This window comes from Acidobacteriota bacterium (assembly GCA_040754075.1).
Taxonomy (GTDB): domain Bacteria; phylum Acidobacteriota; class Blastocatellia; order UBA7656; family UBA7656; genus JBFMDH01.
In genome coordinates, this window is record JBFMDH010000028.1 from 13,984 (window position 1) to 28,973 (window position 14,990).

At 51.2% G+C, this 14,990-nt stretch carries 9 protein-coding genes; 5 read left to right on the plus strand and 4 right to left on the minus strand.

Annotation, left to right across the window (positions count from 1 at the left end; genetic code table 11):
- Positions 1–88 precede the first annotated feature (88 nt).
- Positions 89–859 (minus strand): LytTR family DNA-binding domain-containing protein, encoded by a 771-nt coding sequence (locus tag AB1757_23875; protein ID MEW6130095.1) that lies wholly within the window; start codon positions 857–859, stop codon positions 89–91.
- A gap of 4 nt (positions 860–863) precedes the next feature.
- Positions 864–1,667: a histidine kinase gene (locus tag AB1757_23880; protein MEW6130096.1), complete on the minus strand. Its 804-nt coding sequence runs from the start codon at positions 1,665–1,667 to the stop codon at positions 864–866.
- Between the two features lie 1,235 nt (positions 1,668–2,902).
- On the opposite strand from AB1757_23880, the gene htpX reads away from it, so the two are divergent.
- The 3 genes from htpX (at position 2,903) to AB1757_23895 (ending at position 5,061) form a co-directional block, all read left to right on the plus strand.
- Positions 2,903–3,769 (plus strand): zinc metalloprotease HtpX, encoded by an 867-nt coding sequence (gene htpX / locus AB1757_23885; protein MEW6130097.1) that lies wholly within the window; start codon positions 2,903–2,905, stop codon positions 3,767–3,769.
- A 94-nt stretch (positions 3,770–3,863) separates the two neighbouring features.
- A complete protein-coding gene (locus tag AB1757_23890; protein MEW6130098.1) occupies positions 3,864–4,919 on the plus strand; it encodes a TerC family protein in 1,056 nt (351 codons plus the stop codon).
- 4 nt (positions 4,920–4,923) lie between these two features.
- On the plus strand, positions 4,924–5,061 hold the full coding sequence (locus AB1757_23895) for a hypothetical protein (protein ID MEW6130099.1): 138 nt from the start codon (positions 4,924–4,926) through the stop codon (positions 5,059–5,061).
- Here AB1757_23895 and AB1757_23900 read toward each other — a convergent pair.
- Positions 5,055–9,254 carry an HYR domain-containing protein gene (locus AB1757_23900; protein MEW6130100.1) on the minus strand — a complete coding sequence of 1,400 codons (4,200 nt, stop codon included), beginning with the start codon at positions 9,252–9,254 and terminating at the stop codon, positions 5,055–5,057. The two genes, AB1757_23895 and AB1757_23900, sit on opposite strands and share 7 nt — an antisense overlap.
- A gap of 260 nt (positions 9,255–9,514) precedes the next feature.
- Here AB1757_23900 and AB1757_23905 point away from each other — a divergent pair, with 260 nt between their 5' ends.
- Positions 9,515–11,731: a S9 family peptidase gene (locus tag AB1757_23905; protein ID MEW6130101.1), complete on the plus strand. Its 2,217-nt coding sequence runs from the start codon at positions 9,515–9,517 to the stop codon at positions 11,729–11,731.
- Positions 11,732–12,006: 275 nt separating this feature from the next.
- On the opposite strand, the gene AB1757_23910 is transcribed toward AB1757_23905, so the two are convergent.
- Positions 12,007–13,569, minus strand: a complete 1,563-nt coding sequence (locus AB1757_23910) for a putative porin (protein MEW6130102.1) — start codon at positions 13,567–13,569, stop codon at positions 12,007–12,009.
- Positions 13,570–13,908: 339 nt separating this feature from the next.
- On the opposite strand from AB1757_23910, the gene pstS reads away from it, so the two are divergent.
- Complete coding sequence (gene pstS / locus AB1757_23915) at positions 13,909–14,985, plus strand: phosphate ABC transporter substrate-binding protein PstS (protein ID MEW6130103.1); 1,077 nt, start codon at positions 13,909–13,911, stop codon at positions 14,983–14,985.
- Positions 14,986–14,990 lie beyond the last annotated feature (5 nt).

Here is a 14,990-nt window from a genome sequence, read left to right on the forward strand (position 1 = left end):
GAGGCGCAAATTGTGTCCGACCAAGATAACATTTTCCCGAATGCTACCTTGGTCGGAAATCTTTTCAATCAACTCCCCCATGCGGAAATTAGCCTGACTGATTCAGTAGTTTTTGCAGGTGCTCACGATAGCCTCGACTTGAAGTCAACTGTGTGCCATCCCGCATTACAATCGTATATTTGCCGTGAAACCAGGGAAGCAACTCCTTGATGCGTTCGATATTGACGATGAGCGAGCGATGAATGCGCAGAAATTTGTCAGGGTCGAGCCGGACAGCCAGTGAATTAATAGTTTCGCGTAGAAGGTGTGATTCTTGACCGACGTGCAGTTGGACATAATTGGCTGCTGATTCAATCCAGTCTATTTCCTCGACCCGTAGAAAAAAGACCCGACCACCTGATTTAATCACCAGCCGTTCAAGCAATTTTGGTCGCGCTTTGAGGTCAGCCAGCAATTCGACAAGTTGGTGGTTGATGCTGCGCGTTTGTTCCCGTTCGATCTGGCGTTTTGCTCGGTAAAGCGCCTTCTCAAATCGTTCGCGGTCAAAGGGCTTCAGCAAATAATCAAGCGCATGCACCTCGAATGCGCGTAGCGCGTACTGGTCGTATGCGGTCACGAAAATGACGAATGGTAGAGTATCTGGTTTAATGGTTTCCAGCACACCAAAACCATCCAGTTCAGGCATTTGTACATCCAGGAAAATCAGATCGGGAGAGCGCTCTTCGATAGCAGCGACCGCAGCCAGCCCGTTACTGCACTCGCCTATAATGTCAATCTCCGCATCCTCTGCGAGTAGAACTGCAAGTTTCTCGCGCGCCAGAGATTCATCATCAACAATCAATATCCGGAGTTTTGTCATTACTTTACCTGTTGCCTTTTTCAATCTGTGCGCTGCACTGCCGAAAAGGAATGATTAGCTTGACGGTTACCCCCCCTTCAGTTCGATTTTTCAACTCAAAATGTTGCGCAGCACCATAAAGCTGGATAAGCCGCGCTCGCGTGTTCGCCAATCCGACCCCTTCTGTCAGCCCACTTGAATCGTTATGTTGCAAACCACAACCATTGTCCTGCACCTGAATTTCGAGGGTTTCCCCCTGTCGTCTGGCAAAAACCTCAACTGTGCCAGGGGCTGCGCGGGGAGCGATGCCATGCCGAATTGCGTTCTCAACCAGCGGTTGTAGAATCAGATTGGGGACAAGCGCATCCAGGGTCTCTGGTGCTATCTCCATACAAACTCGCAACCGCTCCTGAAAGCGTGTTTGCTCAATCTCCAAATAGCGTTTGAGAAATTCCAGTTCCTGATTTAATGGCACTTCCTGCTGCCCTGTATGCTCAAGCGAAAGTCGCAGTAAATCGCTAAGGTGAGCAATCATCCGGTCTGCTTCCTCAACATTCCTCCGCATCAGCGATGATATAGCGTGTAGCGTATTGAAAAGGAAGTGAGGATTCAACTGCATTCTGAGCGCCTGCAACTGCGCCTGCGAAAGTTGGATTTCCAATTGCGAGGCTCTCAACTCATGCAACCGATACTTGCGGTAATACTCGAAGGCATAGATAACACCAACCATCGCCCAGAAGGTGAATAATGTTGAAGAGAATTCCAGACTAGGGAAACGTTGAGTGAAATTCGGTGCAAGCTGTCGTCGCGCAGAGAACTCAATGGTCATCTTCAAAATCGAAAGAAAAACGCTTGCCGGAAGTTGGACGAATAGTCCGCGCCTCCAACCTCGCGATTCAAATGGGAAACGTCTGGCTAACCAGATGATTACGGGTGAGAGAGCAGCCCAGACATACCAGTCTGTAAATGCGAGAATCAGCGCTTCGCGCCAAGCTATCGGATTGTTAGAATAGGCGTAGCTTAACTTGAGGCGGGTGGCAGCAAGCAGTCCAATCGCTGTCCATCCCAACGCCACCAAACCAATTTTCAAGAATTTGTTTACGCTCATTCGGATGCCATTGCCTTTCTTGCTTTGCCCTGCCTGGCATTGTTGAAAATTTGCCCTCAAGCTATCGATTCATTTTTCACTCAATGTTCAGAAAACCGGTTAACCTTATACTTCCTTGAGGAGGATACTCAAGCACCGTGAAAACTGAAAGCATGGCGAGTATCTAAGGCGGATGAAAATGGGATGGTGGAACAATTCTTGAATCAACTTGATTCCATTGACATCATCCAAATCTCATGAATAGAGCGTTCAATTGCGAACCGCTATTTCTCGCCGTCAAATATGCAGGAAATCCTAATTTGACCGAAATCTATCACGAAAATCGCGTTTGATTAATGCGCGTTTTGAACTGGCTTTTACAGGTTATATGGCTTAATACTTCTTTTGATGTTGCATAGGCATCAAACGGCCATAACAAAATTATCATCGTCCATACAGGGATTGAAATCAGCGCAAGAAAGACTTTCTGCAACACGACTCCGCAGTTAATCCGTACGGTTGGCGTCAGGCTATCAGTCATTGCTTGGATAAGCGGAGCCGATACCAGGTGATGGACTGTCTGTTCTTTGAGAACATGTGTAACCAATGCAAGGTGTGATTGAGAATTGGCGTCTGCACCTCCAACACCTGTCTTTATGGGAGTATGGACATGAATTTCATCGGATTTCGTTTGCACCAGAGATTGATTTTCAACAAGAGAAGTAATTCCCCAACGGTTGAGTCTTTTAACCCAGCGTGATCATTGACAGAATAATGAAAAAGTTTTTATAGTGAAATTTCACAATCGAATAGGGGAGTAGATCACTCCAGTCTGATTGAGCCGTCAATACGATTGCCATAAATGCCCAGGCAATCCGGTTCATCAGCGAAAGCGAATTTAAGCTTTTCGGATCAAGACCTTTTGCGGCACGTGCTGCAAAAGGTCTTTTTATTTTGGGCAAAAGAGGTTTAAGGGTATGAACAGAATGAAGACTATGTTTTTGCTGGCTGTGCTGACAGCCATGTTTTTATTTATCGGGCAGGCGCTCGGCGGGCAAACCGGCCTCATCATCGCTATCGCTTTGGCTGGGATAATGAACTTCGGCGCTTACTGGTTTTCCGACAAAATCGTTTTGCGGATGTATCGCGCGCAGGAAATCACTCGCGAAGATGCGCCGGAGCTTTTCCAAATCGTCCGCGATTTAACCGCTCGCGCCGCAATGCCAATGCCCAAGGTTTACATCATTCCCGAAGCGCCGCCGAACGCCTTTGCCACAGGTCGCAATCCGCAGAATGCGGCGGTGGCAGTGACCGTCGGGTTGATGCGGTTGCTCACTCCTGAAGAACTCGCGGGCGTCATCGCGCATGAACTCGGACACGTTAAAAACCGCGACACTTTGATTATGACCGTGGCGGCGGCGCTTGGCGGCGCTTTGAGTATGCTTGCGGATATGGCGATGTGGAGCGCCATTTTCGGCGGCAGTTCAAGCGATGATGAAGAAGGCGGAAACCCCCTTGGCGGACTGCTTGGCATTATCCTCGCGCCGATTGCGGCTAGCATGATTCAGATGGCGATTTCGCGCTCGCGTGAATTTATCGCCGATGAAGAGGGCGCGAAACTCACGGGCAATCCGCTGGCGCTTGCCCGCGCGTTAAGAAAAATCGAAACCTGGAGTCGCGAAGTTCCCATCCATGCGGGAACGCCTGCGACTGCGCATCTATTCATCATCAATCCGTTTGCGGGCGGTGGGTTTCTCAAACTGTTCAGCACCCACCCGACGACCGACGCGCGGGTTGAACGTCTGGAGCGATTGGCGCAATCCGGTTTGCGCGTCGCTGCCTGATAAAAATTAACTTGATTTACCAATAAAAAACTGATGAAGGCGGCAACCGATTCGCCAAGGGGCTGGAAGATTTTTAAGGTGGAGGAGAAGAGAGATGGACGTTAGCTTGTTTCCGTTTGCGGATTACTGGTGGTTTTACGCCGTGTTTACGGGGTTTGTCGCCTTGTTGTTGGTTTTGGATTTAGGCGTTTTTCATCGCAAAGCCCACGCCGTGTCATTCAAAGAGGCGACCACCTGGAGCATCGCCTGGGTGACGATGGCGATGGGCTTTAATTTCATGCTCTATAAGTATGCGATGTGGAGATTCCCGCAAGATGCGCGTCTGCTGAGCATTCCGGGATTCGACCCGTCGGCTGCGGCTTCGCAGGTATCGCTGGAATTTCTGACCGGTTACATTATCGAAAAGTCGCTTTCCGTCGATAATATCTTTGTCTTTGTGGTGATCTTCGCCTATTTTGCGGTGCCGGCGATGTATCAACATCGGGTGCTGTTTTACGGCATCATCGGCGCATTCTTCTTTCGCGCGATTTTCATTTCGCTGGGTTCGGTGTTGATGCAGTACCACTGGGTCATCTGGGTTTTCGGCGGATTCTTGATTCTCACCGGCGCAAAGATGATGTTTGCGCCGGACAGGGAAATCGAACCGGAAAAGAATTTTGTCATCCGACTGTTTAAACGTTTCATGCCAGTGACCAATGAAGGGCACGGCAAACGCTTTTTTGTGCGACTCGATAAGCGGTGGCACGCTACATCGTTGTTTATCGCATTATTGTTTTTGGAACTCACGGACATAATATTTGCGGTCGATTCGGTGCCGGCGATTTTCGCGGTCTCCAAAGAACCGATGATCGTCTTTACCTCGAACATCTTTGCCATTCTGGGACTCAGAGCCATGTATTTTATGCTCGCCGGAGCCATCGATAAATTCTATATGCTCAAATACGGTCTGGCGGTGGTGTTGATTTTTGTGGGACTCAAGATGGTCTGGTTGAATGATCTGTACAATGGCAAATTTCCGATTGCCCTGTCGCTTGGCATCATCAGCGGCGTCATGGCGGTGTCGGTCGTTTTGTCATTGTGGTTTCCGAAAAAACTCGAAGTGCCGGTGCCCGATCCCAAGTTGAAAGCTGGCAAGAGCAATTTGGCGTAAAAAAATGTTGTTGAAAATTCCGGGAAAGCAACCTGAACGCTACGCTTTGAAAAAAGCCGGTTCGGGTTTGAATTGCAGTTCGCAATTCAAACCCGAACCGGCTTTAAATTTTTACTCGATGAAGCAATGCCCGAACTACTGACAGTTGCAATTATTATTAGCGGTGTTGCTGTCGATAATCGTGCAGGCAGTGGTGCCAATCGGCGATTGCACCGAGGCGCTGCCTTTCTGCTGCGAAGCGTCGAATTGAATCAGCACACGCTTGGTGGTCGTGTTATGTTGAATGGTCACCGTGCAACCTCTCAGTTGAATGACTCCATTGCCGGACGCGATGACCGTGCCGTTGCAACAGAATTTATAAGCGCCGGTCAGATGATTGAATAAAACCACGTTGCCGGAATTGGAATTATCCTGCAAACAACCGGAATAAACGGTCACGGAAAAACTGCACGAGGCGCTATTGCCACTCGCATCGGTTGCTGTGCAGGTCACGATTGTGGTGCCGACAGCAAACATCGAACCCGATGGCGGCGAACAAACGGTGGTTGCGGGTGAACAGGTGTCTGTGGCTACAGGCGTCACATAATTAACGATGGTGGCGCTTGCGACCGGGCAACCACTGGGCACCACGGCGGTGATGTTTGCCGGGCAAGTGAGCGATGGCGCTTGCGTGTCATTGACCGTCACAGTAAATGAACAACTCGCTGTATTCAGGCTGGCGTCGGTCGCCGTGCAGGTCACGGTTGTCGTGCCTTGCGGAAAACTTGAACCGGAAGCCGGCGTACATATGGTTGTCGCGCCCGGACAATTATCCGAAGCGGTTGGAGTGGTGTAATTCACTACCGCAGTGCACTGGGCAGTTTGCGCTGATGCCGTGATATTCGTCGGACAGCTAAGCGACGGCGGTTGCGTATCATTTACCGTAACCGTAAACGAACAACTCGCGGAATTACCCGAACTATCCTGCACGGAACAACTCACTGTGGTTATGCCTTTCGCAAAACTTGACCCCGCTGCCGGTGAGCAAGTGACTGTGCCACCTCCCGAACAGTTATCTGTCGCCACTGGCACGGCGTAATTCACAACTGCCGAACAGAGTCCCGGTGCGGCATCAGTCGTGATGTTTGCCGGACAACTGAGGGTTGGTGGCGTCGTGTCATTGACCGTGACTGTGGCTGTGCAAGAAGTGCTGAGGTTATGGCTATCGGTGACGGTGAGGGTTACCGTGGTGACGCCTTTCGGATAGGGTCCTGCGGGTGATTGAGAGACCGTAATCATATCGCCCATATCGGGGTCGAATGAACCGTTGTTAATCGAAGCGTCTGCCGTACAACTTGGTCCTGCGGAAACCGTGACGTTTTGACATTGAGCAACCGGCGGTTGATTTTGCGTGACCGTAAAATAAGCAACCACCGGGTCATGGTCGGAAAGGCGCGTCGGCGAATTCGCGTCGTTGCGCGCGGTTTCGGGAAAATCGCTGTCAATGCGCGGATGCTCTTCGCGTCGCGCCGTCGTAGAAGAAATCAATGGCGCGTTCACCAATATGTGATCGAGTGATTGCGCGTTGCCGTCAAAGATAAACGAATAACGCTCGCTGGCGGGCGGCGTGTTGAACAGATTGACGAAATCGGGATTGACCAGGTCAACACCATCGCCGGGAACCGCAGTTTGATTGTCGGGCACAGGGGTTCCGGCAATCACGCTCAGCGAATCAACAAAGCCGTCATTGACTTCAAAAGCGTTGAAATCGCCGACGAGAATGATGTGCTCATTGGGATTTGCCACTTGTCGCGCCTGCACGAGATTGGCGAGGTCTTCGGCTTGTTTCAAACGTTTGGCGCGCACCCGGTCGCCTTCGGTTGCCCAGCCATTCGACCCGGTACCAACCCCATCAACCCCATTCAGCGACCGCAGGTGATTGACGATGACCGTGACCGGATAGGTCGTGCCGTTTGCATAATTAATGATGGCACTCAACCTGAGCGGCGGGCGGTCATTCAGTGTTTCAGTGGATGAATCAGGGTTGACGAACAGGGTGCCATCAAGTTCCTGTAGCACTTCAATAACCGAAACGCGCGGCGTCATGCCACTGACCGGCGCGGTCTTTACTAAAAACCCTACATCAATGCCGCCGACATCATTGCCTTCGATAAGGTAGCCGACATATTGCGGGTCGGGCTGACTTGCGGCAATTGCATCTGTGCTGATACGCGCTGCAAGGGTTTGCAAGGTCGTCAGGTTTTCTATCTCTTCGATGCCGATGATGTCCGGCAATCTCAGGAAATCGCGAATCGCCAGGCTGGCTTTATTCAAACGATTATTGAACGCGGTTGTAGTCAACGTCGGTTCACCAATTGCCGGGTCATTGACGTTGTCAAAGAAACGTTCAAGGTTGAACGACGCAACCGTGAATTCTGCCGCGACGGGCGCAGTGACTGCCGTGGGCGTCGGCCCACCCATTACACCAACTGATGCGCCGGGATCAGGCAAAATCGTATAGGTGCGGAAAGAATAATCAAGCGGCCCGACCAGTCCGGTCACCACTGCGCCTGTGCCAACATCGATAACGGGTCCGCCGGTCAGTCCGTCGCTATCGACGCGAATGCGTTCGGGATTTGCATCAAAGCGCGGAATTGGCGGAATGGTTCCCGCAGGCGGCGGGTCTGGCGCTTGAATGCCCGCTTCGCGGAAAGGTCGCGCCACCCCCGTGACTACGCCAAAAAAGACGCCGGTCGAGGTTGACGTGGCATTCACTTCGCTGATGTTGCCTCCGGTTGGACCAACGACTGTCAGTGAAGCGACACTGACGCGCATGCCTTCGAGTCGTTCAAGCTGGTCATGCACGCCCGCAGGGTCTGGGAAAGTCGCAGTGAGCGGGATCGGCGCGGGCAATGGATTTCCCGAAGAAAGTAAACTGACGGTGGGCGCAGTGAGTTCCGTAAGCGGCGGTTGCAGCGGGTCTGCGCTCGGCACGAATTCGGAAACCGTTGCGGTTACTTGCACATTATTACCGACAGCCGCTGCGGCAGGCGGCGCGCTTGAAGTGAAGACGAAAATGCCTTCAGAGGTTGCCGGGTCAGCGTCAACCATGGCGTCGGGTTCTTGAATGAAAAAGCCGTTGGATTTCACGCCGGTGACGATGCCGCGTGTGGTGATGCTACTGCCAACGATTGGCGAACTCGCGCCGGGTCCTTGAATATCGTGAATCGGTATGAGGATTACATCATCGTTATTGATGGTGCCTTGTCCCTGCCCGTCGGCGACGTTGGCGCCGGTCACGTTGGTGACATTGACGAAGAAGGTTTCGTTCGGCTCAGGCGTGGTGTCGCCATTGACTGTCACACTGAAAGTGTAGGTTGAACTGCCAGCCGGAATGGTTTGTCCGGTGAGTGAGTTGGCAACGTAGTCATTGTCTTCAGATATGGGATTGCCGTCCTGAGCCGTGCCATCTGCCGTGGCAATATCGAAGGTCACGCCGCCTGCGCCAGCCGGTGCGCTGAGGCTCACCGTAAAAGTGAAGGTGGTGGTGCCGCTGTTGCCTTCAGCCAGGGTTACATCATTAATCGTTAAGTTGGGCAAGGCGACGCCGCCATTTGGCGTGAGCGAAAAATCATCAACTGCCAATCCATCATCGGCGCTCGATGCATCGGTGTCGGTCCAGCGAATCCAGAAGGTTGCTCCGTTGGCAATACTCAGTCCCGTGATGGTCGAGTTGAGCGCCGTGCGGTTGCCGGCGGCGTTGCCGTCTTTCGCGCCGGTCGTCACCGTGTTGGGCGTAACGAAATTGAGAGCCGATACATTCGTCCAGGTGCCGGTCGTCAAGTCAGTGGCATTGGTGCTGTATTCAAAATTCAATTGGTCTGTGCGCGATGCCGTTCCCAAACGCCACTGTTCACCGGTAAAGGCGACTTGTAGAGAGGTAATGGTTGCTCCCGTATTATTGGTAAAGCTTGCGCCAAAAAGCGGGATTAAGGTGCCGCTTCGCAACTCGCCTAAGGCGCGTTCAGTGTTGCCCGCCGCGCCATAGCTATAGGTATCGCCGGTGTTGCTGCCGCCGGTGTCTACGGCATATTGTTCGTTGTCTCTTGCGCCGCCACCCGACTCGGTCATCGCCCAGCCGTTGATGGTCAGGTTGTTGGTGGTTGACCCGGCGGTGTTCGATAAGGTGTTGAAGTCCTGAGTATAAGGACTGCCAAGCGTCGTTAAGCTGATTGTACCGGCGGCTGAGACTCTGCGGGTATGGTAGACCCCTACCACGGTAAGCATGAAAAGGACAATGATTGAACAGCAAAATAGCAGACGAAATCTTTTCGATTGGGCGACAAATAATTTCATAGAATAATTCCTTAATTTTTAGTTTTGCAGTAATGCTTGGGGAATGTAACTAAAACCGCTCAAGACGAAGCCGCATTGTAGCCTACCCGTATAGGCTCAGCAAGCAAGTTGAGATGAGTTCAAAGAGATTTAATTTTTCGTTATTTCGTCGATTGCGCTTGCGATTTTGTGTGATGCTTTCAATCTTTTGCGGGCGCGCCGGTTTCCTGTAAAATGGCGCTTTGTCAGTAGTCCAACCTTTTCTTCAAAGGAGTCATTCCATGCGACGAACCATGATAATTTTCGCTTTAATTTTCTGTGTTGTTGCGCTCTCTCCGGCAACTCAGGCGCAAAATAAACTTTTAACCATTGATGAACTGTTCGACCCGGTCAAACGGGTTAATTTCAGTGGCACCCCGCCCACAGGATTGCGTTGGTTAAATAACGGCACGCATTACCTGCAAGCCAAATCAAATCCCGAAACCCGCGCCTGGCAACTTCTGAAAGTCAATGCCGCGACCGGCGAGGCTGAGCCTTTTTATGATGCCGCGAAAATGGAAAAAGCGTTTGCGGGGCTTGCCGGAATGAGCGCCGATGATGCCAAAGAGATTGCTCATCAACGCGCTTATTTAATGAATGAACAAGAGACTGCGGCGCTCATCAACACCGCCAATGACCTGTTCTATTATGAATTCGGCAGCGACCGCGCCATTCGTTTAACCAACACCCCCGAACCCGAAGAGGGCGAAGAGTTCAGTCCAGACGGTCGCATGGTGAGTTTTGCGCGCAGCAATAATCTCTACATCGTTGACATCGCGAATCAAAAAGAGCGCGCACTCACCAACGATGGCAGCGGCAAAATTTTTAACGGACGCTTGAACTGGGTTTATCAGGAAGAACTCTATGGGCGCGGCAATTTCAAAGGTTACTGGTGGAGTCCCGATTCGACGCGCATTGTTTACCTGCAACTCAATGACGCGCCGGTCGCGGAATTCACCATCGTTGACCACATCCCGCATTTTCAGACGGTCGAAAATACGTCGTATCCGAAAGCCGGTGATGCCAATCCAACGGCGCGACTCGGCGTGGTTGATGCGGCGGGCGGCGCAACGCGCTGGGTCGATCTGTTCAAATACAACACGGTCGAACCGCTGATTGTGCGCGTTGGTTGGACGCCCGATGGCAAAAAGGTGGTTTATGAAGTGCAGAATCGCGAACAGACCTGGTTGGATTTGAATTATGCAGACCCCGCAAGCGGCGCGACTATAACGCTACTGCGCGAAACCACTAAAGCGTGGGTTGATGTCGAAGGCGTCGAGTTGCCCATCTGGTTAAAAGACGGAACCTTTCTGCTGACCAGCGAACGCACCGGCTGGCAACACATCTATCACTATAAACCGGATGGCACCTTGATTCGCCAGGTCACGGATGGCAGATGGGAAGCCGAAGTCGTAAACGGCATAGACGAAACCAACGGCTTCATTTATTTCACCGGCACCAAAGACAGCTACCTCGGCTATCAGGTCTATCGCGTAAAACTCAATGGCACTGAACTCACAAGACTCACACAAAGCGAGGGCACCCATGCGGCGAATTTCAATCCGCAAAAAACACTTTTCATAGACAACTGGAGCGACCTCCATACGCCTATGCAGGTGCGACTCATCAAAGCCGATGGCGCGCTTGCCCGTGTCATTGATGAAAATAAAGTCGAAGTGCTCAAGCAATACAAACTGAGCAAGCCGGAACTCTTGCAAATGAAAACCCGCGACGGTTTCGTGATGGAAGCGATGATGATTAAGCCTGTGGATTTCGACGCCTCGAAAAAATATCCGGTAATGAGTTTTACCTACAGCGGGCCGCACGCGCCGCAGGTGCGTAATGTGTGGCAAGGTACAACTTTGATGTGGTATCAGATGCTCGCGCAAAAAGGCTATATCATCTGGGTCTGCGACAATCGCACGGCAAGTGGCAAAGGCGCGGAATCGACGTGGTCGGTCTATAAAAATTTTGGCGAACTGGAACTCCGCGATTTGGAAGACGGCGTGAGTTATTTAAAAACCCTGTCTTTCATTGATTCGTCGCGCATCGGGCTTTCGGGCTGGAGTTTCGGCGGTTTTATGACTTCGTATGCCCTGACGCACAGCAAGAGTTTCAAAATTGGCATTGCCGGTGGCAGTGTTACGGATTGGCGACTCTATGACACGATTTATACGGAGCGTTATATGGGCACGCCGCAGATGAACCCCGAAGGCTATCGGAAGAGTTCGGTGATTGCGGCGGCTAAGAATTTAAGCGGCAAACTGCTTTTGGTGCACGGCATGATTGATGACAATGTGCATATGCAAAACACCATTCAACTGGCTTACGAATTGCAGAAAGCCGGACTGCCGTTTCAATTGATGCTCTATCCGAAATCGCGGCACGGCATCGCTGACCCACTGCTCGTCAAACATATGCGGTCGATGATGACCGATTTCATCTTGCAGAATTTATAACGGTTGCATCACAAAATCATCTGCAAGAGTAGATGGCGTTTTTTCCATGCCGGATGATTTTCACTGAGGGAAGTCGCTCTCATTGATGATGAAAAATTTATTTTCGGATAAGGCGATTTGAACGGATTTTATTTGTAGTATTCTCCGTTCAATTCGCCTTATCCGCTCAATCCGAAAATAAACGATTCCTTTTGCTTAGTGAGCGGTTGGTTTTATAAGTAAGCCTAGCTGATACGGCGGTCAGGATATTCAAACAGGCAGTGCCACTTGCCAGCTTAAAATTTGTAAATCACATCAAACTGCATGCGGTTGAGATAACGATTAAATGGCGACAGTTGAACGACGCGGTTCACCCGCCCAGAAAATAGTCCCGTCCATTGCAGGGTGACGCCGTTGCTCAGTTGATAGCTTACGGTCGGCATATGGGCGCGGCTGTTCGAGGCGAGAATGTCGCTGAAGTTAAACGGCACCAAAACCGCATCCTGCTCGATGCGCGTGAAATAATAACCAAACAGCCAATCGCCACGTTCTCTTGCCTGCCCGACTTGCGCGCCTGTCCAGTAGCCGTTTCTTTCATCATTGATGCGGCTCGTCATATTGCGAACATAATCGAACGTAAAGGTCACAGGGAATCGAGAACTCGCTTGCCAGGTCACGTTGCCAAGAACATCAAGCAGATGAAAATTCGCCAGAAATCCAACAGGGCTGCCGCCTGCGTTTCTGAGAATGCGATTGGTTGTACCCAGTGAACCATTCTGTCCGCCCGCTACGCCAGAGCCGTTACTGATGCCGCCGTTGACTTGCGTAGCCGAAGCGCCAAGCGCCAGTAACACCTGATCGGCGCGGTTCCAATCAAAGTAAGCCAGATTGAAATTCGCAGAAACTTTGGATGACCATTTCCAATCGGTCTGCAATTGTCCGCCATAAAGAAAGCCATCTCTGCCATTTGCCACTTCGTTGAAAGGCAGTTGAAAAGCTACGAGTTTCACCTGATTTAAAGCGGTTTTGGTTTTGAAATAGAGGGCTTCGGAAAGTCCTTCGACATTGACATCATCATCCCAGACCATCTGGGTGCGGCGAAATGTCGGTTCAAATTTGCCGCCGATGAGTTGCACGCCGACGCTGTCGCTTTTCGAGTCGTATCGCACAAAAGCGCGTTCGAGCGCGAACGGTTTACGCTCGAAAAAATCGGTGAGCGTCTGGTTGGTGCTGATCGGGTCTGTGAAGGTGCCGCTTGCGAGCCGCAAGCCCCAGTCGAAATGTGGATTGAGGCTGCCGTCAAGCGCCAGGCGCGCACGAATGCGGTGGCGTATGCGGTCGGGCGATTCAACTAAATTATCAAAACCCTGATTGGCGAAAGTCTCTGTGCGAAAACGGAGGTCGCCGCTGAAGCGAATCGCCCCGAATTTTTTATACAACTCGTCCACCTTTTTTTGTGTCGCCTCGCTTTGGGTGGCGGCAGTTGTCGAAATATTTGGTGGATGGTTCGTCGCAACGTTGGTTGTCGGTTGACCGGCAGTTGAAATTGCGACCGGTGCTGCCGGTTGATGGGTTGTAGCAGCAGCCACATTTGCGTTGTGACTGGCTGCCTCTTGGTTACGACTTTCGAGCAAGTCGCGCAGGGTTTGAATCTCGCGTTGCTGGCGTTCGATGACTTGTTCGAGCGCCTTCAATCGCCCTTCTATTGACTCCAGATCGGACGCCGTATCTTTCGGATTCGCGCTGCTTGTCGAACTTGTCGAACGATTGCTTGTAGGTTGAGCTTTATCGTGGTCTGCCGCTTGTGATTGTGCCAGTACCTGGCTCGTATTCACGCAGACCAAAAAAGTGAAAGCCATAGCGGAACACCAAACCGCTCTGATGATTTTTCTCATTATTTGTATCCCCTCTAAATCGAAATGCATGACCTGATGTTGAACACTTAACGATTTGCTATATCGCGTTTTTGTCCGAGCAGTGAAAGTTGTCGAACGACGTAGCTGGTTTGCAATAAATTTACAAACCTTTAAATAACCTTTAATAAAGAAGTCCAATTTAACATTGTCGTAAGGCGAATCCATCACCACAGAGGTCGTTTAAGAGAGATTTAATATCTATGTTACATTGTTGTAACACACGCCGCCTATACTACCGACTTGCAGAAATTACCTACACCGAATGAGAGGATTCCAATCATCATGAGCAATCGTAAACCAGCAGCACGAGCCGTTTTTACACTCACCATCTTAATGTTAATGACCTTCATCGGTTGCAGTCGTTCATCGAATGGTGGCGGCGACGTCCGAGTTCAAGGCGCGGGCGCAACCTTTCCCAATCCGCTTTATCAAAAATGGTTCAGCGAATACAACAAAGCCCATGCAAACGTGAAATTCGATTACCAATCCATCGGTTCAGGCGGAGGCATTAAACAGATTTCCGAAAAGACCATTGATTTCGGTGGCTCGGACGCGCCGATGAAAGATGAAGATTTACAGAAGGTCAATAATGGCGTGCTGCATATTCCGACGGTGCTTGGCGCAGTTGTCCTGACGTACAACCTGCCGGATGTAAAAGCCGAACTCAAACTCACGCCCGAAGCCATCGCCGGTATCTTTCTCGGCAAGGTGAAAAAATGGAACGACCCGGCGATTGCCTCAGCCAACGCCGATGTTGCATTGCCCGACAAAGAGATTACCGTCGTGCATCGTTCGGACGGCAGTGGCACCAGTTTCGTATTCACCGATTACCTCGCGAAAGTCAGTCCCGAATGGAAACAGGCAGTCGGCGCGGGAACTTCTGTGAGTTGGCCCACAGGCGTTGGCGCAAAAGGCAACGAAGGCGTTACCGGGCAGGTTAAACAAACGCCCAGTGCGATTGGTTATGTTGAGTTGCAATATGCCGAGCAAAATAAATTGCCGGTGGCGCAAGTGAAAAATGCGGCGGGCGAATTTGTGCGCCCGGTGCTTGATTCGATTACCGAAGCCGCCGCCGGTGCAGCGACCGCCATGCCCGATGATTTGCGCGTGTCGATTACCAACGCGCCGGGCGCTGGCGCGTATCCGATTGCTTCGTACACCTACCTGCTGGTTTACAAAGAGCAGGTAGACCAGACCAAAGGCAAAGCCCTGGTGGATTTCCTGTGGTGGGCGATTCATGATGGGCAACAGATGGCGCGTGATCTGCTCTATGCGCCGCTGCCAGCGGAAGTCGTCAAGAAAACCGAAGCGAAAATTGGTTCAATTGCTTATCAGGGCAAACCGTTGCGCGCCAGTTAATCAAA

What these genes read in the sequence shown, in the direction of transcription:
- AB1757_23875 (MEW6130095.1), bottom strand. Translation starts at nt 859, where the DNA reads ATGACAAAACTCCGGATATTGATTGTTGATGATGAATCTCTGGCGCGC.
- AB1757_23910 (MEW6130102.1), bottom strand. Translation starts at nt 13,569, where the DNA reads ATGGCTTTCACTTTTTTGGTCTGCGTGAATACGAGCCAGGTACTGGCA.
- pstS (MEW6130103.1), top strand. Translation starts at nt 13,909, where the DNA reads ATGAGCAATCGTAAACCAGCAGCACGAGCCGTTTTTACACTCACCATC.
- AB1757_23900 (MEW6130100.1), bottom strand. Translation starts at nt 9,254, where the DNA reads ATGAAATTATTTGTCGCCCAATCGAAAAGATTTCGTCTGCTATTTTGC.
- AB1757_23880 (MEW6130096.1), bottom strand. Translation starts at nt 1,667, where the DNA reads ATGACCATTGAGTTCTCTGCGCGACGACAGCTTGCACCGAATTTCACT.
- AB1757_23895 (MEW6130099.1), top strand. Translation starts at nt 4,924, where the DNA reads ATGTTGTTGAAAATTCCGGGAAAGCAACCTGAACGCTACGCTTTGAAA.
- AB1757_23890 (MEW6130098.1), top strand. Translation starts at nt 3,864, where the DNA reads ATGGACGTTAGCTTGTTTCCGTTTGCGGATTACTGGTGGTTTTACGCC.
- htpX (MEW6130097.1), top strand. Translation starts at nt 2,903, where the DNA reads ATGAACAGAATGAAGACTATGTTTTTGCTGGCTGTGCTGACAGCCATG.
- AB1757_23905 (MEW6130101.1), top strand. Translation starts at nt 9,515, where the DNA reads ATGCGACGAACCATGATAATTTTCGCTTTAATTTTCTGTGTTGTTGCG.